Annotated in this window: 17 protein-coding genes; 6 read left to right on the top strand and 11 right to left on the bottom strand. The window is 48.4% G+C overall.

What is annotated here, in order from left to right:
- Positions 1 to 27 precede the first annotated feature (27 nt).
- Positions 28 to 2,499 carry a bifunctional UDP-N-acetylmuramoyl-tripeptide:D-alanyl-D-alanine ligase/alanine racemase gene (locus tag FHS60_RS04560; RefSeq protein ID WP_183695635.1) on the top strand — a complete coding sequence of 824 codons (2,472 nt, stop codon included), beginning with the start codon at positions 28 to 30 and terminating at the stop codon, positions 2,497 to 2,499.
- Positions 2,500 to 2,512: 13 nt separating this feature from the next.
- Entirely contained in the window at positions 2,513 to 2,881 is a 369-nt protein-coding gene (folB, locus tag FHS60_RS04555; protein ID WP_183695631.1) for a dihydroneopterin aldolase, read from the top strand.
- A 193-nt stretch (positions 2,882 to 3,074) separates the two neighbouring features.
- Here the strand turns inward: folB and FHS60_RS04550 are convergent, their stop codons facing one another.
- From FHS60_RS04550 to nusB, 10 genes are all read right to left on the bottom strand, one after another.
- Positions 3,075 to 5,612, bottom strand: coding sequence for an adenosylcobalamin-dependent ribonucleoside-diphosphate reductase (locus FHS60_RS04550; protein WP_183695628.1), 2,538 nt, complete (start codon positions 5,610 to 5,612; stop codon positions 3,075 to 3,077).
- A 375-nt stretch (positions 5,613 to 5,987) separates the two neighbouring features.
- The gene (gene recA, locus FHS60_RS04545; protein WP_009346960.1) at positions 5,988 to 7,019 is read right to left on the bottom strand and encodes a recombinase RecA; all 1,032 of its coding nucleotides are present in this window, start codon (positions 7,017 to 7,019) and stop codon (positions 5,988 to 5,990) included.
- A 251-nt stretch (positions 7,020 to 7,270) separates the two neighbouring features.
- Positions 7,271 to 8,485 carry a saccharopine dehydrogenase family protein gene (locus tag FHS60_RS04540; protein ID WP_183695625.1) on the bottom strand — a complete coding sequence of 405 codons (1,215 nt, stop codon included), beginning with the start codon at positions 8,483 to 8,485 and terminating at the stop codon, positions 7,271 to 7,273.
- A 654-nt stretch (positions 8,486 to 9,139) separates the two neighbouring features.
- Positions 9,140 to 12,046, bottom strand: a complete 2,907-nt coding sequence (locus tag FHS60_RS04535; protein ID WP_183695623.1) for a glycoside hydrolase family 27 protein — start codon at positions 12,044 to 12,046, stop codon at positions 9,140 to 9,142.
- A gap of 275 nt (positions 12,047 to 12,321) precedes the next feature.
- A complete protein-coding gene (locus FHS60_RS04530; RefSeq protein ID WP_183695620.1) occupies positions 12,322 to 12,933 on the bottom strand; it encodes a DUF6621 family protein in 612 nt (203 codons plus the stop codon).
- Entirely contained in the window at positions 12,926 to 13,345 is a 420-nt protein-coding gene (locus tag FHS60_RS04525) for a DUF5606 family protein (protein ID WP_183695617.1), read from the bottom strand. The genes FHS60_RS04530 and FHS60_RS04525 overlap by 8 nt, the downstream gene beginning before the upstream one ends.
- Before the next feature lie 66 nt (positions 13,346 to 13,411).
- Positions 13,412 to 14,038: a dephospho-CoA kinase gene (gene coaE, locus FHS60_RS04520; RefSeq protein ID WP_183695614.1), complete on the bottom strand. Its 627-nt coding sequence runs from the start codon at positions 14,036 to 14,038 to the stop codon at positions 13,412 to 13,414.
- Entirely contained in the window at positions 14,031 to 15,023 is a 993-nt protein-coding gene (locus FHS60_RS04515) for a CdaR family protein (RefSeq protein WP_183695611.1), read from the bottom strand. The genes coaE and FHS60_RS04515 overlap by 8 nt, the downstream gene beginning before the upstream one ends.
- A gap of 141 nt (positions 15,024 to 15,164) precedes the next feature.
- Positions 15,165 to 15,488 carry a preprotein translocase subunit YajC gene (yajC, locus tag FHS60_RS04510; RefSeq protein WP_183695609.1) on the bottom strand — a complete coding sequence of 108 codons (324 nt, stop codon included), beginning with the start codon at positions 15,486 to 15,488 and terminating at the stop codon, positions 15,165 to 15,167.
- Between the two features lie 132 nt (positions 15,489 to 15,620).
- A complete protein-coding gene (nusB, locus tag FHS60_RS04505) occupies positions 15,621 to 16,550 on the bottom strand; it encodes a transcription antitermination factor NusB (protein WP_183695605.1) in 930 nt (309 codons plus the stop codon).
- Between the two features lie 963 nt (positions 16,551 to 17,513).
- Between nusB and FHS60_RS04500 the strand changes: the two genes are divergently transcribed.
- From FHS60_RS04500 to FHS60_RS04490, 3 genes are all read left to right on the top strand, one after another.
- Positions 17,514 to 18,122, top strand: a complete 609-nt coding sequence (locus tag FHS60_RS04500) for a 50S ribosomal protein L25/general stress protein Ctc (protein ID WP_183695602.1) — start codon at positions 17,514 to 17,516, stop codon at positions 18,120 to 18,122.
- Positions 18,123 to 18,248: 126 nt separating this feature from the next.
- On the top strand, positions 18,249 to 18,812 hold the full coding sequence (gene pth, locus FHS60_RS04495) for an aminoacyl-tRNA hydrolase (RefSeq protein ID WP_183695599.1): 564 nt from the start codon (positions 18,249 to 18,251) through the stop codon (positions 18,810 to 18,812).
- Between the two features lie 2 nt (positions 18,813 to 18,814).
- Positions 18,815 to 19,228 (top strand): RNA-binding S4 domain-containing protein, encoded by a 414-nt coding sequence (locus FHS60_RS04490; RefSeq protein WP_009346971.1) that lies wholly within the window; start codon positions 18,815 to 18,817, stop codon positions 19,226 to 19,228.
- Between the two features lie 25 nt (positions 19,229 to 19,253).
- On the opposite strand, the gene FHS60_RS04485 is transcribed toward FHS60_RS04490, so the two are convergent.
- The gene (locus FHS60_RS04485) at positions 19,254 to 21,548 is read right to left on the bottom strand and encodes a CotH kinase family protein (protein ID WP_183695596.1); all 2,295 of its coding nucleotides are present in this window, start codon (positions 21,546 to 21,548) and stop codon (positions 19,254 to 19,256) included.
- Positions 21,549 to 21,741: 193 nt separating this feature from the next.
- Here FHS60_RS04485 and FHS60_RS04480 point away from each other — a divergent pair, with 193 nt between their 5' ends.
- On the top strand, positions 21,742 to 25,494 hold the full coding sequence (locus FHS60_RS04480; protein WP_183695587.1) for a glycoside hydrolase family 2 TIM barrel-domain containing protein: 3,753 nt from the start codon (positions 21,742 to 21,744) through the stop codon (positions 25,492 to 25,494).
- The last annotated feature ends 100 nt before the right edge of the window (positions 25,495 to 25,594 follow it).

Genomic DNA, 25,594 nt, shown 5'->3' with positions numbered 1-25,594 from the left:
AAAACGTCTCATAACGGGATAATAATTATGCATTATTCTCTTGAAAAAGTTATTGCGCTCATTGGAGCGCGTCTGTTTGGCCATCACTTGGATGCCCAAATCGACTGGTTGCTGACGGATAGCCGCTCTTTAGCCTTTCCTGAAACTTCTCTCTTTTTCGCCCTGCGCACAAAGCGCAACGACGGACATAAGTACATCGCCGACCTCTACCGCCGCGGTGTGCGCAACTTTGTTGTTGGAACTGTCCCCAATCATTATGAGGAACTCTATCCCGAAGCTAACTTCCTATTGGTTATCTCGCCGCTCAAAGCTCTCCAGCGATTGGCCGAACGCCACCGCGAGGCATTCTCCGTCCCTGTTATTGGCGTGACGGGCAGCAACGGCAAGACGGTTGTTAAGGAATGGCTTTATCAGTTGCTATCTCCCTCCATGGTGGTCACGCGCTCCCCGCGATCCTACAATTCACAAGTGGGAGTGCCGCTTTCCGTTTGCTTGCTCAACGAGCAGAGCCAGATAGGCATCTTCGAAGCAGGCATCAGCCAGCCCGACGAGATGCAAACTTTGCGCGCCATTATCCAACCCACCATTGGCGTAATGACCAATATCGGGCAAGCTCATCAGGAGAATTTTGCCACTATAGAAGAGAAATGCTTGGAGAAGCTGAGTCTTTTCAAAGATACTAATATCCTCATCTACGATGGTGACGATCCCGTGATCTCCGATTGTGTCCAACGCTCGCTCTATACGGGAGATCTATTGGCATGGTCGCGCAAAGATGCTGATAGTCCTCTGTTTATCCACACCATTAAGAAGAATGAAACTTCTACAGAGATAGCCTATGCCTATCTCAAGAAAAACTATGAGATGACGATTCCATTCGTTGACGACGCTTCTATCCAGAACGCTCTCAACGCGCTGGCTGTCTGCCTCTACCTCCACATCAGCCCTTCCGTTATTGCCGAACGCATGAAGAAGCTCGAACCAGTGGCGATGCGCTTGGAAGTAAAGCAGGGCGTAAGAGGCTGCACAATCATCAACGATAGCTACAACAACGATGTAAACTCGCTCGACATCGCACTGGACTTTATGAGTCGCCGCCCCGACCAAAACGGAATGACGCGCACACTTATCCTTAGCGATATCCAGCAGAGCGGAATGAGCAACGAAGAACTCTACGCGAAAGTGGCAGAAATGGTTCACTCGCGCGGCATCGACCGCATCATTGGCGTAGGGCCTCAGATTGCAGCTGCCCACTCCGCGTTTACAATCAAGAAACGCTTCTTCCCTTCTACCTCGGCACTGTTGGAGAGCGGCGTGCTCAACGAGATACAACATGAACTCGTGTTGCTGAAAGGTGCACGTGAATTCAATTTTGAGGAACTCACCGAACTTCTCTCTTTGAAAGTGCACGAGACAACGCTCGAAGTGAACCTCGAAGCCCTTTCGGAGAATCTCAACTTCTACCGCTCGTTCATGAAGCCCGAGACAAAGCTCGTTTGCATGATCAAAGCCTCCGCTTACGGGGCAGGAAGCATCGAGATAGCTAAGACGCTGCAAGACAGAGGGGTTGACTACTTGGCTGTGGCCGTGGCCGACGAGGGCGCAGACCTCCGAAAGGCGGGCATCACGGCTAACATCATCATCATGAACCCCGAGATGTCGTCCTTCAATACGTTGTTCGAATACGATCTTGAGCCGGAGGTTTACAACTTCCGCTTACTCGAAGCACTCATTAAGGCGGCGCGCAAGCAGGGTATTTCTAATTTCCCCGTTCATATTAAACTCGACACGGGCATGCACCGTCTGGGCTTCAATCCTAAGACGGATATGCCACAACTCATTGATCGCCTCAAACACCAGTCGGCGCTCATTCCGCGCTCCGTATTCTCCCATTTCGTAGGTAGCGACAGTCCAAAATTCGATGAGTTCAGCGCACAGCAGTTCCAGCTCTTCGATGAGGGTTCAAAGCAGTTGCAACTGGCTTTCTCCCACAAGATTCTGCGCCACATCTGCAATTCGGCGGGCATAGAGCGTTTCCCGGAGCGCCACCTTGATATGTGCCGCCTCGGCTTGGGCTTGTATGGCATCGACCCTATCGACAATCACGTGATCCATAATCTGTCGTCACTGAAAACTACTATCTTGCAAATTCGCGATGTTGCGCCAGGCGAGACAGTAGGCTACAGTCGGAAAGGCACTATCACGCGACCGAGTCGCATTGCTGCCATCCCCATTGGCTATGCTGACGGCCTCAACCGCCACCTTGGCAACGGTCATTGCTATTGTCTGGTCAACGGGAAGAAGGCTTACTATGTGGGAAACATCTGTATGGATGTGTGTATGATCGATGTCACGGGCATTCCTTGTCATGAGGGCGACAGCGTTGAGATATTTGGCGACAATCTCCCAGTAACAGTGCTGAGCGATGTCTTGCAGACCATTCCGTATGAGGTACTCACAAGTATCAGCGAACGCGTAAAGAGAGTATATTTCCAGTAAAAAAAGAATCAAGATGATAGAGATAGCCCTTCACCAACTTCAGTTCTACGCCTTTCACGGCTGCTTGCCGCAAGAGCGCGTAGTGGGCGGCGACTACACCGTTGATGTGCGCCTCATTCTCCCCGATGCCACCACGGCCATAGAGGAGGACGATTTGAATGGAACGGTCAATTACGCCAGTGTCTATGAGGTTGTGCGTAAAGAAATGGAGCAACCCTCCAACCTCCTTGAGCACGTTTGCGGCCGCATCAACCGCCGCCTGCTCACTACTTTTCCGCTCATCAGTGCCGTCACCCTGACGCTCACCAAAGTAAACCCGCCCATCGGAGCCGCCTGCCTAGGCGCTAGCGTCACGCTAACAACGAAGCGAGAAGAAGCCTAAACCACACTTTTCCAAAGACTAAAACCAAATTTAACACACTTTTTCGAAGATAAAACAAGAAAAATATACACTTTTTCGAAGATACAAAATGAGATTTAGTACATTTTTTCGAAGATAAGCATATAAAACTGCCGCCTATTCTGTTATGAAATAGGCGGCAGTAATTGTATGGTGAGGTATAAGCCTCTTGGTGTTATCCACAACGGCTGGCGCCGCAGTTTTTACAGATCAGACAGCCTTCTTGATAAACAAGACTTTCGTGACCACAGTTAGGGCAAGTGAGACCTTTAGCAGCCGTACCATCTTGTATGTACTTCTTCAAGGCGCGCTCAACACCAGCTTTCCACGTGTTGATGCTCTCGCTCTCCATCTGCATGGAACCGACGAGTTTGATAACATTTTCAATCGGCATACGGTAGCGAAGGATTCCTGAAATCAGTTTGGCATAGTTCCAGAACTCTTTATTGAATTTTTCGGACAGACCTTCTACTGTCGTTTTATAGCCGCGCTTATTCTCAAACTGGAAATCGTAGCGATGAGATCCATCAGAACAATTGGCCTTTATGATGTGTCCTTTTGTCACACTCTTGGGCAGCACGATACCTTCATCGTCGTCCTGTAAACCTGTAAAGATTTCGTAGGGACGTCCATCGAGCAGCCCCACAAATGCCACCCATTTTTCTTTATTATTTTGGAAACGAACAACATCGCACTCCAACACATCGGGACGCTTCTCGACCACTTCAGGAGGTTGGCAAACCTGAGTTTCTTTCTCTTTCTTCTTGCTGACGCTGATCATAACGCCCGATCGACTTCCATCGCGGTAAATCGTACATCCTTTGCAGCCGCTGCGCCAAGCCTGCACATAGAGGCGATCAACAAGAGCCTCATCAACATCGTTCGGGAGATTCACGGTGACAGAGATACTATGGTCCACCCACTTCTGAATGTCACCCTGCATTGAAACCTTCATCAGCCAGTCCACATCGTTTGCCGTGGTCTTGTAGTAAGGTGACTGCGCCACCAACTGGTTGATTTCCTCCTGCGTATAGTTCTTTTCCGTGTCTAAACCATTGGCTTTCATCCACGTGAGGAACTTATGGTGATACACGATATACTCTTCAAAAGCATCGCCGGTTTCGTCCACGAAATCGACACGCACCTTCGGGTCATTAGGATTGACCTTTCGGCGGCGCTTATAGACGGGTAAGAAAACAGGTTCAATACCGCTGGTGGTTTGTGTCATGAGTGATGTCGTCCCCGTGGGAGCTATCGTGAGACAAGCTATATTGCGGCGACCATATTTCACCATGTCTTCATAGAGCTGTGGGTCGGCTTCTTTGATACGAAGGATAAACGGATTTTTCTCTTCACGCTTTGCATCGAAAATCTCGAAATGTCCACGCTCACGAGCCATCGTGACACTGGAGCGATAAGCCTCCAGCGCGAGCGTGCGCTGAACAGCCACAGCCTGGTCCGTTGCTTCCTGAGTGCCATAGCGCAGAGAGAGGGCTGCAAGCATATCGCCCTCGGCTGTGATACCTACGCCCGTGCGTCGGCCCATGCCAGTTTTGCGCTTGATTTTCTCCCAGAGATGTCGCTCTGTTTCTTTGACCTCTTCCGTCTGCGGATCATCGGCGATCTTACTGAGAATCAAATCTATCTTTTCTTGTTCCAAGTCGATAATATCATCCATCAGTCGCTGCGCCTTAGCTGCATGGTCGCGGAACTTTTCAAAGTTGAAAGAAGCCTGCTCTGTAAATGGATTATCTACATAATTATACAGATTGATGGCCAACAATCGACAGCTATCATAGGGGCAGAGCGGGATTTCTCCGCAAGGATTCGTGCTCACCGTACGGAAACCGAGGTCGGCATAGCAGTCGGGGATACTTTCGCGTATGATCGTGTCCCAGAAGAGTACGCCAGGTTCCGCGCTCTTCCATGCGTTGTGAACGATCTTTTGCCAAAGAGCCTGCGCCTCTATTTCTTTGACCACCTTCGGGTCGTTGCTATCAATGGGGTACTGCTGCTGATATTTCTTTCCGGCAACAGCGGCTTCCATAAAAGCATCATCAATTTTCACGCTGACGTTTGCACCCGTGATTTTGCCCTCTTCGGTTTTCGCGTCGATAAAGGCCTCACTGTCGGGATGCTTGATGCTGACGGACAACATCAGTGCACCGCGTCGGCCGTCCTGCGCCACTTCGCGCGTAGAGTTGCTGAAGCGTTCCATAAACGGAACAATACCTGTTGAGGTAAGGGCGGAGTTTTTAACGGGAGAACCCTTCGGACGAATCTGCGAAAGATCGTGACCAACGCCACCGCGACGCTTCATCAGCTGCACCTGCTCTTCGTCTTCCTTCATGATTGCGCCGTAGGAATCTGCATCGCCATCGATGCCTATCACAAAGCAATTGGAAAGGCTCACTACTTGGAACGGATTGCCGATACCAGACATGGGCGAGCCTGCGGGAACAATATAGCGGAAATGGTCGAGAAGCTCAAAGATTTGCTCCACCGACAGCGGATTTTCATACTTATTTTCTATGCGGGCAAGTTCGTTGGCCAAGCGCCAGTGCATATCAGCGGGCGTTTTCTCATAGATATTGCCAAACGAGTCCTTGAGAGCGTATTTATTGACCCACACGCGGGCCGCCAACTCGTCGCCACCAAAATATTCGAGGGACGCTTCAAACGCTTCATCGTAGCTGTAGATTTTTTGTTCCACCTTATGAAGATTTTAGAGAATGTAAATAACGTATTATATAAAGAAGAGGAACATCATCTCTTATCAGTTTCTGGGATAAAACTCTCCTCTCCCTTTTTCGGAATACAAAGCTATATAATCCCACCCACATTTCCAAAAATCTTCGCGTGTATATTTATCTTTTCCATAAAAGTTTTCCAAAACAAAGCAAGCAGACTTTGATTATCAAACACTTACAATCAAAGCCTGCTTAAAAAGTTTCCTATTTTGAAAAGTCTAAGCCGAAAACATCCTTATCAAGTCTCCCAAAACCAAGCACTTACGAATGGAGATTCGGGACTTATCAACAGGTTTTAGCCACAGAGGCGCGCGGTTCAGACAGATACGGACGAACGCTTACTCTTCGTCGTTCTTTGGCTGCATAGCAGCGGTGATTTTCTGCTCTATTTCGTCGCAGAGTTCAGGGTTGTCGCCCAGCAGCTTCTTGAGAGCCTCACGCCCCTGGCAGAGACGCGTTTCTCCATAGCTAAACCAAGAACCGCTCTTTGTGATAACGCCGTATTCAACGCCCAAGTCGGCCACCTCGCCTATATGACTGATACCATTTCCGAAAGTAATTTCAAATTCGGCCTTACGGAAGGGAGGTGCCACCTTATTCTTCACCACCTTCACGCGTACTTGGTTGCCAACAGCTTGGTCTCCGTCCTTCAGCGTCGTTACGCGGCGTATGTCTAAACGCACACTGGCGTAGAATTTCAGTGCGTTACCGCCAGTGGTCGTTTCGGGATTACCGAACATCACACCGATTTTCTCGCGCAACTGATTGATGAAGATACACGTTGTGTTGGTCTTGCTGATAGTCGACGTTAGTTTACGCAACGCTTGGCTCATCAAGCGAGCCTGCAAGCCCACTTTATTATCGCCCATATCGCCTTCTATCTCAGCCTTCGGGGTCAGAGCGGCCACGGAGTCAACAACAACCACATCCACAGCACTCGAACGAATCAGTTGATCCGCAATCTCGAGTGCCTGCTCACCGTTGTCGGGCTGAGAAATCAGCAAATTGTCGATATCAACACCTAATTTCTTTGCATAGAAACGGTCGAAAGCATGCTCTGCATCAATAAAAGCAGCGATGCCGCCTTTCTTCTGTGCCTCAGCAATAGCGTGGATAGCCAGCGTAGTCTTACCAGAACTTTCTGGTCCATAGATCTCAATGATTCGGCCTTTGGGATAACCGCCCACGCCCAATGCAGCATTCAGTGCAACACTTCCCGTTGGAATCACTCCTACATTTTCAATTTTATCATCGCCGAGCTTCATGATAGAGCCTTTACCAAAATCTTTCTCAATCTTGGCCATCGCGGCTTGTAGTGCTTTCAGCTTTTCGCTAGCTGCTGAAGCTTCCAATTCTTCTTTTTTTGCCATATAAGGAAATGAATGTGTGCCCTCACCCAAAGGTCGCATTGTCCTCCCTGCTAAAGGGAATGTTCTGTAACCCATAGCTGCCCCGCCTTTTCGCCCGAAGGGGAAAATTCTGAAGGCCACCCGAAGAGGGCACTCTTTAGTTTATAAGTTAATATCTATATCTGTAGGAATCATCCATGGACAGTTGCCCGCTCCTCTCTACATGAGAGCAATGCGGAGAACTTCCGCAGCAACGACTCCTTAATTATATCCTATAACTCCAGGTCGCCGCCAAAGATTTCATGCCAAGGCAGCCCCTGCTTGTTGAGTTCTTCCATGAAAGGATCTGGATCAAACTCTTCCACGTTGTACACACCGGCTTTCTTCCAAAGTCCTTGCATGAAGAGACATGCACCGATGCAAGCTGGCACACCCGTAGTGTAGCTCACGCCCTGCATACCTGTTTCTTCGTAAGCAGCTTGGTGAGAGCAGTTGTTGTAGACATAGTAAGTTTCTTCCTTACCGTCCTTCAAACCGCGAATACGGCAGCCGATACTTGTCTCGCCGTCGTAGTTAGAACCCAGTTCCTGCGGATTGGGAAGAACGGCCTTTAAGAACTGCAACGGCACAATCTCTTTGCCCTCATAATTGATGGGCTTGATGCTTGCCATACCGATGTCCTGAATCACGCGCAAGTGAGTGAGGTATTCCTGTCCGAAAGTCATCCAGAAACGACCGCGGCGAATCGTGGGGAAGTTGAGCACGAGACTCTCCAATTCTTCGTGGTGGAGGAGGTAGCTCTCCTTCGGCCCTACGTTGGGATAGGTCAGTGTCTTATGGATTTCGAGCGGCTCGGTCTCCACCCATTTTCCGTCCTCATAATAGAGACCTTTCTGCGTAATCTCACGGATATTGATTTCTGGATTGAAGTTAGTGGCAAAAGCCTTGTGATGGTTACCAGCGTTGCAATCAACGATGTCGAGATACTGGATTTCATCGAAATGATGCTTTGCAGCGTAAGCCGTGAAGATGCTCGTCACGCCCGGGTCGAAGCCGCAGCCCAAAATGGCCGTAAGTCCGGCTTTCTCGAAGCGTTCGCGGTAAGCCCACTGCCAGCTGTATTCAAAATGCGCCTCATCTTTCGGCTCGTAGTTGGCCGTGTCCAGATAAGAGCAACCATACTCCAAGCAAGCGTCCATAATGGTCAGATCCTGATAAGGCAGCGCGAGATTCATCACCAAGTCGGGTTTGAAACCTTCAAAGAGGCGCACCAGCTCGGGAGTATTGTCCGCATCCACTTGTGCCGTTTGGAAATTCTTTGCGCGCTCTGCGCCCACTTTTTCTGCTATCGATGCAACGATTGCATCACACTTTGCCAGCGTACGACTGGCTATCATCACGTCAGTAAAGACATCTGCATTCTTAGCAACCTTAATCGCTGCAACAGTAGCAACACCTCCTGCACCGATGATAATGACTCTTCCCATATCGTCTGTTTTTTTGTTGATAAATTATGCGCAAAGATAACTTTTTTCGGTGACATTTTCCAACGCGCTTATTGAAAAAGACGGCCTTCTTTTCTGATACTTTTGAGAAAGCCAACAATCGAGCAACACTCTCATAGCTAAAGCGAAACTCTCTTACTGTCGCTTTCCTTTACATTGGTAAAGGACGAGAAAAGTCTTAATAAATTCAAAACACAAGCTTTCTGCGGAAAATCGGGTGGACTGCGCCAGAAAATGACAGGGAAAAATTGGAAATTTTCTCAAAGATTCTCGTGTTTTCGAGGGAAAAGTCAGCATTTTGTCGGTTTTAGCAGATTAAAAGCCTATTCGTCTCCGCAGATTTCCTTATTCTGTCAGCCGACAGCCTTATTGTGTCAGCTGACGCAATAAGGCTATTCGTGAATATCCTTATCGGACAGGTCAGACAAGTCGGACTGTACTGAGGACTCTTTACTTCAACTTGGATTTCAAGCCATTCTCGGTGCTCTAAAACACGAAAACAATTGACAAGAAAAGGGACTGCACAAGGCAAGCTACAAAAAACGAACTGCACCTAAATTCCTTTGCGGAATAGGGATGCAGTTCGTTGAGAATCATCTAAAGAGAGGGCTGTCGCAAAAGACAGCGCACAATGACTTACTTCATGAGTTTATCGCCACCCTGGATATAGAGTTGGCCTCTCTCCACAGAGCGAAGCTGACGTCCGGAGAGGTCGTAAATAGGAGCAGCATTGCTACTTGTCAGAGCCGTGTTGTGAAGCCCCGTAGTCGCTGATTTTTCAGTCAGCACAAACACTTTCGTTTCATAAGGCTTCAACTGTCCCACGGAGAGTACTCCGCTGATTTCTTTCTCTGCTCCGCTCCAAACATCCTTACTCATGTAGGTCGCCGCAGCGTTCATATAGAGAGCTGAAAGCGGGAGAGCGGGAGGTGTCACCACACTTCCGCCACGATTGACCACAGCCACGGCTTTGCGGCCTTCGGTCAAATCTTTCAGATAAACATCGTAGCCAGTATTGGAAAAGTTCGTCGTGCCCGTACTTAGGCTCTTCATGTATTCAGCTTGCTGACCGAGCGCATCTTGATTGATGGCAATAATGGCAGGGTTCTTCAGCGTAGCCAAGTCGTCGGCTGTGATGAGCGGTTTGGGAAGTGTGCCGGCCGAGCCATTGCTCTCAGCGGCGGGCGTGTTGCGGAAGTCGCAGGAGAGAGAAAGCGGACTGGCAAACATACACCAAAGGCTCATCTGCGAGCGAGCTTGTTCGGCCGTCAGACCTGTGATGACACCGCCGTTCTGCTGATGGCCGACAGTATAGTTACTCGGACCGCCCAAGCCGTGAAGACCGATACACATCATGTCAAGATCGTTGAAGCGGTTAACGCCGGCATACATCCACAGATTGCGTACAACATCTGTTGCACCCAACACACCTGGAAGACCGAAACTACCTATCCAACTTTCGCGTACGTCTGATGTGGCACGCCAACTACTTCCGCCAGCTTCTGCGCCCCATGTCCAGGGTTTGTTGGAACCCCATTCGCAGATATTAAAGACAAAGGGAGTGCGTCCTACACGCGATTCATTGAGACGCTTTACAGCTGCTCCCATCGCCTTATAGCTGGCGAAAGCAGAGTTTTCGCTATTACAGAAGTCGTACTTAAGCATATCAACGCCCCAACTGTCGAAAAGGGCAAGATGTTCTTTTTCAAAACCATAACTACCAGGCTGATATCTTTCGCAAGTCATGCTACCGGCATCACTATAAATACCGATTTTCACTTTAGGATTGACGGCTTGACACGCGGCCTTAAACCCACTGATTCCACTGGGGAATTTGGCAGGATCATAAGTGAGTTTCGATTTATCGCTTTCGGGTTTTGCCCAACAGTCGTCCAGCACGATGGTAGAATAACCTGCATCGATAAGCCCCTTATTCTGCATACCTTCCACTACGGCCAAAATCTTGTCGTGGCTAATGGCGCGGGCAAACCAGTTCCAGGTGAGCCAGCCCATCATTGGTGTGGGCGACTGCAAGTGGCTACTCACCGTGAGGCGCACAGCAACGCTGCTTTCATCGCCGTCGGTAGTTTTCAGTTTCACCACATAATTATACTCGCCTTCTGCCTCGGGAGCTTTGCCATATACATACTTATAGGAATTTCCAACAGTGAGGCGGTCGTCGTAGAGCTTCAGAGTGGTCAGGTTGCCAAAGTCGACGCCCACTACAGTCTCACCTTCGTTGGGTACAATCTTGTGCATAAATTCTTTGCCTGATTCGGAGAATAGCGTTGTGGCACAAGCTAACGAACCGACCGAAGGATCTTCGATGAGCCAAGCACTGTTGCCATCATCAGCACGCCACAAATTGAGAACAACATTTTGGGATACGCCACCCGTAAAGTTCCACGCTGGCGAAGCTCCCGAAATTTCAGAGAGTTCTCCCGGAAAAATGCTGACACTTGCCCCATCGCGACGCAAACGTAGTTGCCACGTTTTTGCCGAAGCCTTGGAGGTTTCCACCGTCACTTTGCTTTCGCTCTGCTGCTTAGCCGTTGAACCGATAGTTGCAGAACTGTAAGAAATCCAAGCTGCACTGGTTTGGTCATATATATAATATTGTCCCAAACGGGCGGCATCTTCAATCAGAAGAAAACGATCGGCGGCCGATTTCTTGGTAACACCCAAAAGGTTTCCTCCGTTTGTCCCGACATAGGCTGCGGGCATCTTGAGCAAATAGAGATATTTCTCTTCCACCGTGGGAGATGCCGTCGGATTGAACAATTGTACGAAATCAACGTTTATTTGGTGGTTGGCATTATCTACCACAAGCGTGTAGACATAACCGCCGCCGCATATCACAGAAACTTCACTCTCATCAACATAAGCTGCGCGGAAATGCGTATCGCCTTGCGCATTCACTCCGCGATACTCCGTGTCGCCCACCTTGATAACAGCATTGGAGGGCATTCCAGCAGAGAATAGTGTCCAGGTATGCTCCACATCGACGGCCGTAAAGGTCCAACGACTACCAGCATCCTTAGATCCGCTATCCTGCCAAAGACCCAAAGAGACATTACCGTCCAAAGGATTGTCAGGACCGATGCCTTTGAACCAGTTCAAATACTTCTCATTGGTACCTCCCGTGGTGTAGGGCTGAATCTGATAGTATCCACCAGCGTAATTATCGAAACGGAAGTAAGCTCCATCGGGTTTTTCAGCCGAAAGTTGAAGGAAGCCCGTCTGATTGTTGTAAGTGGCAGCCTTCATATAGCTCACCCATTTACTTGCCGTTACATTGTAGAGATAGTAGGCATCTGCCTTTCCGTCCACGGCATACATGGCAAAAACTGCGCGGTTGGCTGGCGTAGAAGTAGGTGCTAAATTTTTGTTGACATAGTAGCCCTGACCATTAGCAAGGATGTAACGATGCTCCGGCTTACCAGAAGCAGGCTCCGTCGTACTCCCCTGAATGGCATCTGCCCAGCCAGTCAGCGCGATCAAGCAGAAAATAAGCAAGCACTCAAGTTTCAGTGATAATTTCATAAGGTTTTTATTTGTTTGATGTTAGGTATTTCAAAATTGAATGTTTCCATAAAAGGTAAGAAGGCAGGAAATGAAGCCTACCCCTATCAACGCGATAAAAAGGAGTCGTCCATGCTGCAACTTCCTTATTGCCTTTCGCGCACAAATAAAAAAAGAACAGAGAAGGTGGGGAACGCTGTCGGAAACATTAAACCACTAACGTAGCTAGTCGTTTCGACCATCGCAAGCCTTTGGGAAATCTCCCACCAGCTGCGTCCTCACCTTCTCTGTAATTATCATGCAAATTCGCTTCCTTTGATGCCAAGCGCATTCATCAGCGAATATCCAAGAATTTCCTGCATAAAACCACGACCCGCTACGGGTTCCATGGCGAACAGTGTTATACTTTTTTGTTGCGGGGATTGAGCTATGCAACGCTTGATGGCTGCTGCTGTTTCCTCGCTATCCATATTCCCGACAATCATAAGGCGCTCCGTGGTGGCGGATTTGAGAAGTTCGTCAAGCGTATGGAGAAACATTTCCTCAGAACTACTCAATTCGGGCACGGCTGCACTGTGGAGCGTGAATTCTCCCAGCGAGTCGGTAAAAGCCTTACCGTCGAGGTCGTTGGCATAATGAGCGGGAACAAAATGCTTGAGAGCCTGGTTCTCCTTCTTATGAAGGAAAATCACCTGTATGGCATTGTTGCCCGGTCTGAGCCCTCCGTCAAGCGCCAAGCAGTTCAGCCAGCGTGGCAGATCTGCTTTTGGCAATCGGCGATTGAGCATGCGCTCAAAATTTGCCGTAAGATTCAGCACGACATCATCAACATGATCGGCATCCACAAGGATAACGTTGGTGCTGAAAGTCTGTGCCGCGCGCTCCGATTGAGCACCTGTTTTATTCATTGTCCTCTGTAGCGGCAGCTTCTTCTGCAAATTCCGTTACGCCGGCTTCGATAAGAATATTATACCACTGGACCAATTTGCGCATATCACTAACGTGTACACGATCGCGGTCGTAGTTTGGCAGAGCCGTAGCCATGAAATCGCGCATTTCTGCCTCAGAGGCACGCTTATAATCAATGGACGCTTTCTTACCTTCGGTGGCCTTGAAGATATTTTCAAACACCTGCGTCAGGACTACATCGTCCTCGTCGGTATACATAGAAACATCATTGAGGGAAGTAACGCGGTCACGACCACCTGCCGCAGAGCGCTTCTTATCCAGAATGTTTTCTACGATGAGATTACCATGACCTTGAGCAACAAGGCGGAAAAGACCGGGACGTCCGGAGATAGAGAGAATAGTATCCTTCATTTTCTTTCGTTTATTAAGTCAAAATTTGGTTTGCGAAGATATATATATTTCTGGAATTGGAGAAATTTAGCACTTACTTCTGTTAGCGGTGGCTTCCTTTGAGGCTTCTGCCAACAGCTGCTGGAGAAGGCCGTCGAGGTTGGGCGGAGTAACGCCGTCGTTTGAGATAACAAAATCTGCGCGGGCTATCTTTTCTGATTCGGACATTTGCAGCGCCATCCATTTATGGACTGTTTCGAGCGCAACATTATCGCGCTGCATCACGCGAGAAAGGCGCATGTCATCGGGAGCACTCACCATCACCGTGCGATGGACAAGTTGGTCGAAACCACTCTCGAAAAGGAGCGCACACTCCATAAAAACCAACTCAGCTGCTTGCTGAGCAACCCACGCCTTAAAGGCATTGGCCACGCTGGGCCACACAATCGCATCGACCTGAGCGGCGTTCTCCGCTCCGCGGCAGAGCCAGGCACGGAGGACTGGTTTCTGCAAAGTTCCCTCTGGAGTATAGAGCTCCTCCCCTATCAAAGCCGTCAGCTGCTGCCGCACATCGGCATCGGCAATAATGATGCGCCGCGCTTCCTCATCACAATAGAACACGGGGAAGCCTGCGTCCGCAAGTTGGCGGCAGATATAGCTTTTTCCACTACCTATGCCGCCCGTCACGGCTACACTAAAGGGACGGTTACTCATCGGTTGCTGGAATTTCCTCTATGACATATTCTACATCAGAAGGAGAGATGCGCACCTGCCGAATACCGTTGGGAATAGTTTTCAACTTGAGATGGCAGCGCGGAGTGCGGTTGTTGAGCAAGTCCTCATAGTTGATAACCAGCACAAAGCTCTCGCTCGTAATTTGCTTGTACATAGCCATACCCACTTGGAATGTGACATTTACTTTCGAAGGGAAAGTGCGCAACACCTTTGAGGCCGGAAAATTTACCTGCTGGACTGGCACTTGAACCGTCTTTTCAACCAATCGGTCGACGCCTATTTTCAGTTGGACTTTATTAGGAATAAATTTAACGCCAGGGATAGGCTGAAGATCAACATTCATCGTCGTTGTATCAGAAACGTTGCGCAGATAAACACCTTTGGTGGTCACGGCCGTTAACATATCAAGAATACTGCGACGTGCATACACCGTGACAGAATCAGGTACGGCGTGGATGTATGAAACATAGTAGCGATTGGCCGCTTCTATACTGCCTTTGAAACGGACGGGAACGCGCTTGCGCTCGCCGTAATTAAAATAGAACTCCAGCGATTGTGGGCGCAAGCCCGAAAGAGAAGCGCCTGCTGGCAGTTGGGCTAGAATCTGGCGCGATAGATCGGTGATGGGAATAGTGCCGTAGCCATTACTACCGGCATAAGTGGCAAACTCGACTGTTATGGGAGTTTTTGCACCTCCATACTCATAGGCAAGCTGCCCCCAGCCTTTGTCTGTGACGGAAACATGGATATATTCCGGCAAGTCGGAGGTGATGACCACATTCTTAGGGACATGGACTAGGCGAACAGGCACTTCATAGTCGCGCCGGTAGGAGTCGTTGAGTTTCGTAAATACCCAGAAGGTGGTGCTTAATGCCAAAAAGAACAGAAAGGTCAGAGACTGTTTGTTCCATATTTTAGCGATGCCCAACTTTAGAAATCGCTTTGCTCGAGAGGATATTGCCATCAGAGATTACAGGAATAAGAAAAAAACGAAAAGCTCCCTCCATTTCTCTCTGAAGAGGAGCGCTCCGTTTCCTTGTTGTAAGAGGATGCTGAGCCCTCCCCGTCATGGGGAGATGGAGGGAGCTCTGAGAGGCTCCCCTATTTATCGATTATTGCTAGTACCCTTCGGGATGATAGCACTCTTGTCGAAACGGATTTCTACGCCCGTAGCCACATTGAGAATAATGGTGTTCGTTTCGTCGTCAATGCGCTTGATGGTTCCCTGGATTCCGCCAATCGTTACCACCTCATCGCCAGCTCTCAGAGCATCGCGAAATTTCTGGATTTCCTTCTGCTTCTTGTTTTGCGGGCGAATCATGAAGAAATAAACAATAGCAAACAGCAATCCCATCATGATGAGCATGGACATCATTCCTCCGTCGCCAGCTTGAGCGCCCTGAAGGAGAACTAAGTTTGGAGTAGTCATATAGGTTTTTAAGTTATGGTTTTCAATTTATAAATATATTGTATTCTTTCTTTTTACTTCTGCAGAGCAGAAAAAGAAAAATCGGAGTATCCTTTGGTGCATCTCCCCCGAAGAGGGAGACGCCAGGTTTTTTTACTTCATCAGCTCGCCTTTCTTCTTGAGCGATTTCACCACATGGTCGAGAAGCCCATTGATATAGCCTGCGCTTTTGGGCGTGCTGTAGACTTTAGCAATGTCGAGATACTCGTTGAACGTGACGTTTAGCGGGATTTGCGGGAACGTGAGGATTTCGGCCAGAGCTATCTGCATGATGATGACATCCATGAAAGCCAAGCGGTTGAACTCCCAGTTCTTAGAATTTTCCCGAATAAGCTGGCGAACTTCTTGAGCTCGCTTCAATGTTTCGACGAAAAGAGTTCCAGCAAAGTTTTTATCCTCCACGGCAGCATAGTCGGGGAGAAGTTCTTGCTCAGCAGTACTGTCCTCTTTGAAACGTTTTATGGTTTTCATGACGAAACTATCAACAATCTCTTTATCATCATTCCAATAGAGGCTATGCTCTTCAAGGAGCGAATCAAAGTCCTCATTGTTGCAAACGTAAGTTTTGTAGAGCTTGCGTATCAGTTCGCGATCAGCCTCATAACTAAAATCTTCTTTCGTCAGATAGGCCTGATAGAGATCACTCTCTATCATAGTGGCGTAGAGCTTCTTCACGAAAGCCGGTTCCTCAGGCCATTCTTGTTTTTTCTCTCGGTATTCGCCCAGTGCTTTATTATCAGCCAGCTGCACAAGCAACTTGTTGTCGGCAAACTGCCTATCGGGTGACAGACCGCCTATTTTTGTTCCCAAGCGTTCTGCACGAGCCGCACTCGACTCCGCTCTACGTTCTCCATAAGCTTTCAAATCAACAAGCATGGAAAGGAGATACTTATAGAGTTCATAAGCCTTAGAAAGACTAAACGTCAATTCTTTCTCGGCCACATCTAATGTTTTACCCTCGTTCTGGTAAAACGCATACACTAGCTGAACCACTTTCAGCCTTATCAATTCTCGATTTATCATAATCATCGCTGTGCGGCATTAGAGCCCTAACACGTTTGCAAAGATACAAAATGCGGAGAGAAAAACAAAAAGTTAGAAGTCAAAATCTCCCCACAAAAGCTTCACTTTTCTAAAGAAAGTGCTAAGAGAATACAGAAGCAGGGACAAAGGAAAGTCTTCTCGCCGCGCTTTAGCGGCTCATAAAGCCGCACTTATGGGGACTAACCACGAAGAGAAGGTCTTAAAAATACAAGGCAATAAAGAGACCAACAAATATCTCAAATTTCTTTACAATCAGAGTTAGCAAAATAGAAAAATAAAATAAGGGAAAAGAGGAACAGAATAAGGAAACACTATCTCACACCAAAGCAAAGAAAAGAGCGAAAGAGAAAAACATCTACTCGCAGGCAGACACAAAAGGGCGAAATAAGCCATCAGAACAACACTTGCCTCCCCGCCCCAGGTTTTTACACAAAAGCCCGATAGCAAACAGAAGAAAACAACCGGAAAAATATAGGATTTTCAGGAATTTCCTTATCGTGTCAGCCGACATCCTTATTGCGTTGAGCGGCTTCCTTATTGTGCCACCCGATAGCCTTATTGCGTTTACAGATTTCTTTATTCTATCCGCCACTTTCCTCATAAAAACCATTCTCAAAACTCCATCAAGAGAGGACACAATAAGGATACAAAAAGCGCCACCAATGCGCTATTTCAGTCCATACATAAACAAGTTGGTTTTCATCGCATTCTCGAGGCAATAGAATTACGGAAAGATTTACAAAACACAGAAATAATACTCCGCATCTATATACACGCTGAAAGAAATAAGCCACAGAGCCACTTGGTCATTCGAGAAAGAAATGGTAACTTCGCGGCCGATTCGGAAATTGTCCGAGAGCCCAAACAAAAAGGAAGGCTCCCCGTGCGATGGCGAATTAAGCAATTAATTTAGAGTAACACACTTAAAGACAAACAAAGAAAATGAAACAGATTTCTGTATCTGGTGCAAAGCGCGCCGACTTAGGTAAGAAAGCAACGAAGGCAGCTCGCCGCGAAGGTCTCGTACCCTGCAACCTCTACGGTCAGCAGAAGGACGCTAACGGCAACTCTGTAGCTATCGCTTTCACTATTTCAGAGAAAGAAGCTAACAAGCTTATCTTCACTCCCCACATCTACCTCATTGACATCAAAATTGACGGCGAAGATCACAAGGCTATCCTCCGTGAAGCTCAGTTCCACCCCGTTAAGGACAATATCCTCCACCTCGACTTCCTTGAGGTACACGAAGAGCGTCCCATCGTTATCGGTGTGCCCATCCAGACTAAGGGTCTTGCAGAAGGTGTTCGCGCCGGTGGCCGCTTGACTACGCTGATCCGTAAGATCAACGTGAAGGCTCTCTATCAGGACATCCCTGAGAAGCTCGTTATCGACGTTACGAACCTGCAGCTCGGCAAGAGCATCAAGGTTGGCGAGTTGAGCTTCGATAAGCTCGAACTCGTTACTCCGAAGGATGTGAACGTTGTCAGCGTTAAGATGACACGTGCTGCAATGAGTAGCGCAACCGCTGCTGCTGCCGAGGCTGCTGAGTAAGACCAGCTTTAGCATAGCTCTGTCAGTTACGACAAAGAACATATATTCAAGCCCGGAGCTCCACGAGTTCCGGGCTTTTTCAGACATCCCCACATGAATGTGGGCCTCATCAACAAAGAAAACGATATGAAATACCTAATCGTGGGTCTCGGCAATATCGGAGACGAATACGACGGCACACGCCACAATATAGGTTTCCGCGTGGTCGACGCCCTGGCTAAGTCGGCCGGAATGCAGTTTGAGGACAAACGCTACGGCTTTGTTGGAACGATGCGCGTAAAGAATCAGATGCTCGTTCTGCTAAAGCCGTCCACCTATATGAACGCCAGCGGTGATGCTGTGCGCTACTGGATGAACAAAGAGAATATCCCCTTGGAAAATGTCCTTATCGTGGTGGACGACCTCGCCCTTCCCTTTGGCAAACTCCGCCTGAAGCCCTCCGGTTCGGAGGCTGGACACAACGGTCTGAGAAGCATCACGCAGCAACTGGGTACACAACAGTACGCTCGCCTACGCTTCGGCATCGGCAACGACTATCCTCGCGGTGGACAGGTGGACTTTGTGCTCGGCCAGTTCGGGGCAGAGGATTTGGCCGCTATGGACGAACGCGTCGGCATAGCCTGCGAAACTATCAAGGCCTTTGCACTCAGCGGCATCGACTTTGCAATGAACAATTACAACAAGAAATAAAAATGGAAGCACGATTGGACAAATGGCTCTGGGCAGCCCGCATCTTCAAGACGCGCACTATAGCTGCTGATGCCTGCAAGAATAATCGCGTAAGAATCAATGATGCCGCAGCTAAGCCTGCACGGACTGTGAAGGAGGGCGACATAGTGAGCGTGCGCAAACCGCCAGTGACCTACACGTTTCGCGTAAAACAAGCCATCGAGAAACGCGTGGGAGCAAAGCTCGTGCCCGATGTATTGGAAAACATCACAGACCCGCAACAGTACGAAATGCTCGAAATGAGCCGTATCAGCGGATTTGTTGATCGCGCACGTGGCACAGGTCGGCCTACAAAAAAAGAGCGTCGCGCCATCGATGACTTCATGATGCCTGTTGCCTTTGACGACAGTTTCATGGAAGACGGAGACGATGACTGACGCCCCTTCTTTAGGGAGAAAAAACTTACTGTACTAATACTTTCTGTCCAGCGGTCAGATAGAGACCTGCAGGAATACCGCCGACGGTCTCTACGCTTTGAGTCAGACGAATGGTGCGATAGAGGCGGCCATCAATGGTATAGATTTGTACCATTTGTGGCGCACTGCTACTAAAGGTGATGCTGCCCATTCCGCCTGCTGCACTCACATAAGGCTTATCGGAAACCTGGCGCAGACCAGAGATAGTGGGATCGAAACTATACTTCCTGTCGAGCGCGGGTACGCGAGCCTTTATCCAGTTCTTCATATATTCCACGTCCTTTTGTATTTCGCCGTGGTACATATACCAAGATGAGCCTTCACGCTGATCGGCGCGACTGTCGCTGAAGAGTGTGGCGTATTCGGTGATACGTGCCACTAAACTATCGGCATCTATCTTCTTCGACAAACGGAGTTCGGCATAGCGGTCGGCCAACATTTGCGACCAGTTATGATAAGGACTTTGCTCCAAGCGGTTGTAGTAGGTAAGACCTCCTGTATAACTTCGGCGCACTACTGACCAATCAGCCGTAGGATCTTTCTGGTCATCGTTAGAACCATCCCAGCTACGCCCCCAAGTGGCATCGAGGTCCCAAGGTACTATGGTCAGTTTCTGCCCATTATTTTTCTGCAAGTCATAAAGGGCATAATACATATTCTTTCCGTCATTGTCGTAAGCAAAAAGTAAGTCGAGGAAGAGATAATAATCGCGCAAAACAGGAAGATCCAGATAGGACTCAACACCTTTATCAAATTCTACATCAGAAGAAGTAGCGCAGAAATTGATAGCATTGTAAAGTGGTCCCCAATCAATCTTCTCACCCTTTTCTAAGTCGGGATATTTCAATTCCCAATTACACCAAGAATCATAATAATTGCTGTATCTAGCCGGAGTTCTGCCCGTCGTAGAGGGATAGCCCAACTCGTGACCAAAAAGAACTTCGTAGCTCCATTGTCCTGATTTATAGAGCAAGCTGTGTATAGTGTCGCCTTTCGACTTCTTCAAGCGCAGTTGCTTACGGTCTATCTTCTCGGTCATACAATAAAGGCCGTGGTAGGCACCATTGAGAAACACTTCAACAAATTCGCCTCGAGTGTAGGGTCGAATCTTCTTTTTCTCAAATTGTGCATAATATGGTTCGGTGTGGATATCCTTCCACAGATCGGTAGAAAGGCGATTGCGCATACAAGCCTTATCAATCACCATCGCATCTAGGATCCAATTGTTGTCAGAACGTTTGCCAAGAAATTCTACATCCTTCGATTCACCATTAGCTTCATACAATTTAATGGCATACGACTTCTTCTGATAGTTGGTTGCCGACGCGCCACGAATACGAAAGCCGGCCACGTAGAGAGAATCATAGCCAGTGACACCGGGATCGGTCACGCGAATGGAACCGCGGGTATAAGTGGTCTGATTGGGTGAGGTAACGTTCATTTCGACAATGGGAAGGAACGTCATCTGAAGCGGAACGGAGGCTACCACACTTCCGTTGCGACTCACAACGATAGGATAAGTCTTTCCGCAATCTACGCCGTGAATCGTAATCGTTCCGCCGTCCGACAGCTCTTGTCCATCGAGCGACAGTGTAACACCTGGCTGCGCGGACAACGTTACTGCTGCTGAAAAGTCGCGCCCGTCACGATAGCGTTTACGGACAGAGAAAAAGAAGCGTCCGCCCAGAGTATCGTAGACAAGGTCTTTATTGTTCAAGCGGAGCGTATCTACATAACCAGATAAAGGAGTGCGCAGCGGATCGGACTGCTCATCATCTTTGACTTGACGGCCTTGTTCATCAAAAATCTCGAAATGCCCGTTATCATCTGCATGATAATAAGTACCAACAAGGTAAGAGCCATCAGTACGGCAGTTGATGTACTGCGTTGGAACAGCTTTGTTAGAAATTTCAAAAAAGGAAGTTTTGTACGTCAACTTCCAACGCGCACTGTCGGAAGTGACAGCGTTGCACAGACGAAGGCCTTTAGCCACTTGTTCCTCACGCGTTGGTTCATGATATAGGTATTGCCCCGTTGCAGCATTCTGAAAAGTATAGCCGTTACCATTCTTGCGGATATACCACCAAGCATCTGCCGTTGCCGCCTGGGCATATATGTCATAATATACTAAGGCCGTGCTAGTGTGGTATGTACCTAGTCCTATGCCACCAGTGCCAAACTTTTTACACACCAAACGATAACGCGTCGTTTCATTAAACTGGATTGCCCCCATTGCGGACAGCGCTGCAAAAAAGAGCATAAAGAGTAATACTTTCCTCATATCTTCATCTTTATCAAAGGGATACGTTAAAATTTTAGCTTATTCTACCTAAAAACACATTAAGTCTATTTTGCTACCTATAATTAGCAGCTGCAAATGTAAGTAAAAAAGAAGATAAGATACACTGGCTTGTATTTTTTTCTTATCTTTGCCCGCAAACTGCAACATAAAACAAACCAGAAACAACAATAAAATGAATCTTTTTTTACCTAAGCTAAAGAACCTTCTCACTATGGGGTTCTTTGCTGTTAGTGCATTTTCTGTGCAGGCGCAAACCTATGGCGCAAAACCTAAAGCAGGAAAATGCTACGCTATTTACAATGAGAGTATGCAACTCGTTGTAACCAATTGGGATAACGGTGCTAATGATGCACGACTTTATCTGAACACTTTCGCTGATTGTTCTGCCACAGCGCGCACTTGGCGTTTTGAGCAGCCGGACAATTTAAAAGGAACGGAAAAATATCTTATCATCAGCGACGCTTATAACAGCGCCATAGACATGGCTCTCAATAGTAAGATGTACCCTCTTCAGTGGAGCGCTAACCCAACAAATACAAATCAGCAAATAGAAATAGTTAGTGTGGATACTTCTAACGGTGTCTATCAACTGCGGACACAATATAAAGGTTCTTATTATTATCTGTGTAGCGGCACTAATGATCAGTTAGCTAACAATACCGAAGCAACAGCTGCGGGTACGCGCTTCCGCTTCGCAGAGGTGCCGAGCGTTGTTGCAGAGAAAGAGGAATGGGAAAACGAGAAAATCTTCCGCATCAACAATGAGCCGGCTCACGCCACTTACCTTCCCTACGCTACAACGGCCAAACTGAAAGCTGATACAGAGCGCTTCGCCAAGCCATGGCTTGACCCGACGGGCGCACGCTGGATGTCGCTCAACGGTGTTTGGAATCTGAAATGGCAGGAAGGCACTAACAATCGTCCAGGAGAAGACTTCTACGGCGACAACGTTGATGCATTTGCGTGGGACACTATTTCTGTACCCTCTTGCTTAGAGATGAAGGGCTACGGACAGCCTACGTACATCAACGTGCAGTATCCGTTCAGCGACAATCCTCCTTATATCAATATGAACAGTAATGTTCTCAACTCCGTTGCTTCATATCGCCGCAATTTTGTATTGCCCTCTGAATTTGCAGATCAGCGCGTAGTGCTCCATTTCGATGGTATCTACGGTGCTAGCTATATCTGGGTAAACGGCAAATATGTAGGCTACACGCAGGAGGCCAATAACGTCAGCGAATTTGATGTGACCAACTTCGTGCGCCCAGGAGAAAACAATATCAGTTTGCAGAACATTCGATGGAGCGATGCCTCTTATCTTGAAGGACAAGATATGTGGCACATGACAGGTATACACCGCGATGTGTATCTCTATGCTACACCCAAAACTTACATTCAGGACCACCTCATCACGGCCAATGTACACGCATCTGCACGCACTGCAACGCCAAACGTGTCCATCACCATGGCCAACCCCTCTAAAGTGGCTGGCAACCGCACTGTACGTCTTTCGCTGCTCGACCCCTCTGGTTCTGAAGTGGCTACGCAATCAGCCACCATCACCTTTGCAGCAGGCGACAGCATCAAGCAGAACACCATCAATTTGGGCCAGCTCAGCGGCATCAAACTATGGTCGCCAGACGCTCCTAACCTCTACACGCTCATCGTGAGCCAGCTCAACGGCAGCAACGAAGAGGAAGCGTTTGCCACAAAGTATGGCTTCCGCTCTCTCGAAATCAGAAACGGCCAGTTCTTTGTGAACGGCAACCGTACCTACCTCAAAGGCGTCAACACACAGGACACGCACCCCGTTTTGGGCCGTGCCATCGATGTTGCCACTATGTGGACGGACTTGACGCTTATGAAGAAGGCCAACATCAACACGGTGCGCACCAGCCACTACCCTCGCCAGGCAAAAATGATGGCGATGATGGACCACCTCGGCTTTTACGTTGTGGACGAAGCAGACCTTGAATGCCATAAGAACTGGAATGACAACCTGCGCAACCCGAATGGTGCTATCGCAGGCAAGATCTCTTGGCTGCCACAAATGCAAGACCGCGTGATGAGTATGGTTCGACGCGACTTCAACCACCCTTCAGCCATCATTTGGAGCCTTGGAAACGAATCTAGCGGCTTTAGCAATTTTGAAACAATTCATGGAGTGGTGAAAGCTTTTGATAGCAGTCGCCCCATCCATTATGAAGGAAGTACCAATGATAATACTGCTGGTACGGACATCTGGAGTGTGATGTACAAAGATGTAAATGAGGTACAAAGACTTGCTGGAAACAACTGGCGCAAACAGCCCTATTTCCTCTGCGAATATGCCCATGCGATGGGTAATTCGGTGGGTAATCTCCGTGAATACTGGGACGCCATCATTGGTTCTAACTATGGTCTCGGTGGCTGCATCTGGGACTGGGTAGATCAAAGTATCTACGAAGCCAACGACATCAAAGCCAAAACAACTACTTTGAACGGCTATCCTAAATACATCAGTGGCTACGACAAGCCCGGCCCTCACCAGGGAAACTTCGTGAACAACGGAATTATCAACGCTGACCGCTCATGGAGTGCCGAACTCACGGAAGTGAAAAAGGTGTATCAGTATGTTGACTTCAAGAAGATGGGCAACAAATTATACCGTCTGACAAACAACTATCCGCAGCTGAATCTTAATACCTTCAAACTCGCATGGAAAGTATTGAAGGACGGAGAAACAGTAGAAACGGGAACAACAGCTCTCAACTGCCAGCCACTGCAAACCACAATGGTGAGCGTACCTTATACTACCACACTGGAAACTGCCCACGAATACTTCCTCCAACTCGCACTTTGTGTGAACGAAGCTTCCGATTGGTGCGATGCTGGCTACGAACTGGTAACATTCGAGGATCAATTACAGGCGCGCCCTGCTGCTCTCCCCGTTGTCAGCAACACCACCAACAAGATGCAAATCAAGAAGACCGACTACGATATCACGTTCAACACTGGCAAGAACACAATCGTCTTCACACGCAGTGGCGGCCTTCGCTCTTGGAAGTGTGATGGTCAAAACATCTTTAATCCGGCTCAAGGCCCCGAACTTGCTCACTATCGCTATGTAGAAAACGAAGAACCCTATGGTGGTGCTGAAAACTACAACCAGGCCACTGGCGTTAGCGATAAGACATGGACCATCAATGTGGCTTCCGACAGTCTCTCTGCTACTGTTAAGTACAACGTTCAAGGCAATCGCTGCCCCTATGTCTTTACTTACACTGTCTACGCTAATGGCATTGTCGATTTGGAGGCATCTTTCTCTCCGGTTGTTGCCAACCTCCGCCGCATTGGTATGGGTATGCGCTTCCCCAGCTCATTCGAAAATCTGACCTATTATGCACGTGGTCCTTTGGCCAATTATGTAGACCGCAAGGAAGGTTCTTTCTTCGGACTCTATCAGTCAACTGTCAGCGAGCAGCTCGAAGCTTACGCTCGCCCGCAAAGCACTGGCAACCACGAAGGCTTGCGCTATCTCACCTTGTCCGATGATGAGGGCAACGGCGTCAAAGTGGAAACCGAAGGCCAAGTAGCTTTCTCTGCGCTTCATTATGACGATGCCACGCTGAAGGCTAACCGCCACATGTGGAACTTGCCCACTGGTCAGCGCGATGTCTTTGTTCATTTCGACTATATGCAGAAAGGTCTCGGCAATGGTTCGTGCGGTGCAGGCACACTGAATAAGTATCTCTGCCCCAGCAGTGGCACATACACTTATAAGTTACGTTTCACTCCGCTCAAAGGCCTCGAAACGAGCATTCAAGACATGGCGGTGAACACCAATACTACAGAAACTATCATCCACGATCTCCAGGGCCGTCGCGTAACGAACGCGAGCAAAGGTCTCTATATCGTGAATGGCAAAAAAGTAGCTTTCTAATAACACCTCTTTCGCGGTCAGAATTTCAAACTTCCGACCGACGAACCCACTTAAAGTAAGCAAAGGACTGCTTCCACACAGCTGGAAGCAGTCCCTTTTT

The sequence above is a fragment of the Alloprevotella rava genome, from assembly GCF_014195585.1.
GTDB lineage: Bacteria > Bacteroidota > Bacteroidia > Bacteroidales > Bacteroidaceae > Alloprevotella > Alloprevotella rava.
The sequence above is the reverse complement of the archived record's forward strand: the minus strand, read 5'-3'. Positions and strand labels throughout refer to the sequence as shown.

Bases quoted from the DNA above. Each gene is read 5' to 3' on its own strand.
- nusB (WP_183695605.1), bottom strand. From the start codon at position 16,550: ATGATAAATCGAGAATTGATAAGGCTGAAAGTGGTTCAGCTAGTGTAT.
- folB (WP_183695631.1), top strand. From the start codon at position 2,513: ATGATAGAGATAGCCCTTCACCAACTTCAGTTCTACGCCTTTCACGGC.
- FHS60_RS04525 (WP_183695617.1), bottom strand. From the start codon at position 13,345: ATGAAGGATACTATTCTCTCTATCTCCGGACGTCCCGGTCTTTTCCGC.
- FHS60_RS04480 (WP_183695587.1), top strand. From the start codon at position 21,742: ATGAATCTTTTTTTACCTAAGCTAAAGAACCTTCTCACTATGGGGTTC.
- FHS60_RS04515 (WP_183695611.1), bottom strand. From the start codon at position 15,023: ATGGCAATATCCTCTCGAGCAAAGCGATTTCTAAAGTTGGGCATCGCT.
- coaE (WP_183695614.1), bottom strand. From the start codon at position 14,038: ATGAGTAACCGTCCCTTTAGTGTAGCCGTGACGGGCGGCATAGGTAGT.
- FHS60_RS04535 (WP_183695623.1), bottom strand. From the start codon at position 12,046: ATGAAATTATCACTGAAACTTGAGTGCTTGCTTATTTTCTGCTTGATC.
- FHS60_RS04560 (WP_183695635.1), top strand. From the start codon at position 28: ATGCATTATTCTCTTGAAAAAGTTATTGCGCTCATTGGAGCGCGTCTG.
- FHS60_RS04485 (WP_183695596.1), bottom strand. From the start codon at position 21,548: ATGAGGAAAGTATTACTCTTTATGCTCTTTTTTGCAGCGCTGTCCGCA.
- FHS60_RS04500 (WP_183695602.1), top strand. From the start codon at position 17,514: ATGAAACAGATTTCTGTATCTGGTGCAAAGCGCGCCGACTTAGGTAAG.
- pth (WP_183695599.1), top strand. From the start codon at position 18,249: ATGAAATACCTAATCGTGGGTCTCGGCAATATCGGAGACGAATACGAC.
- FHS60_RS04540 (WP_183695625.1), bottom strand. From the start codon at position 8,485: ATGGGAAGAGTCATTATCATCGGTGCAGGAGGTGTTGCTACTGTTGCA.
- recA (WP_009346960.1), bottom strand. From the start codon at position 7,019: ATGGCAAAAAAAGAAGAATTGGAAGCTTCAGCAGCTAGCGAAAAGCTG.
- FHS60_RS04530 (WP_183695620.1), bottom strand. From the start codon at position 12,933: ATGAATAAAACAGGTGCTCAATCGGAGCGCGCGGCACAGACTTTCAGC.
- FHS60_RS04490 (WP_009346971.1), top strand. From the start codon at position 18,815: ATGGAAGCACGATTGGACAAATGGCTCTGGGCAGCCCGCATCTTCAAG.
- yajC (WP_183695609.1), bottom strand. From the start codon at position 15,488: ATGACTACTCCAAACTTAGTTCTCCTTCAGGGCGCTCAAGCTGGCGAC.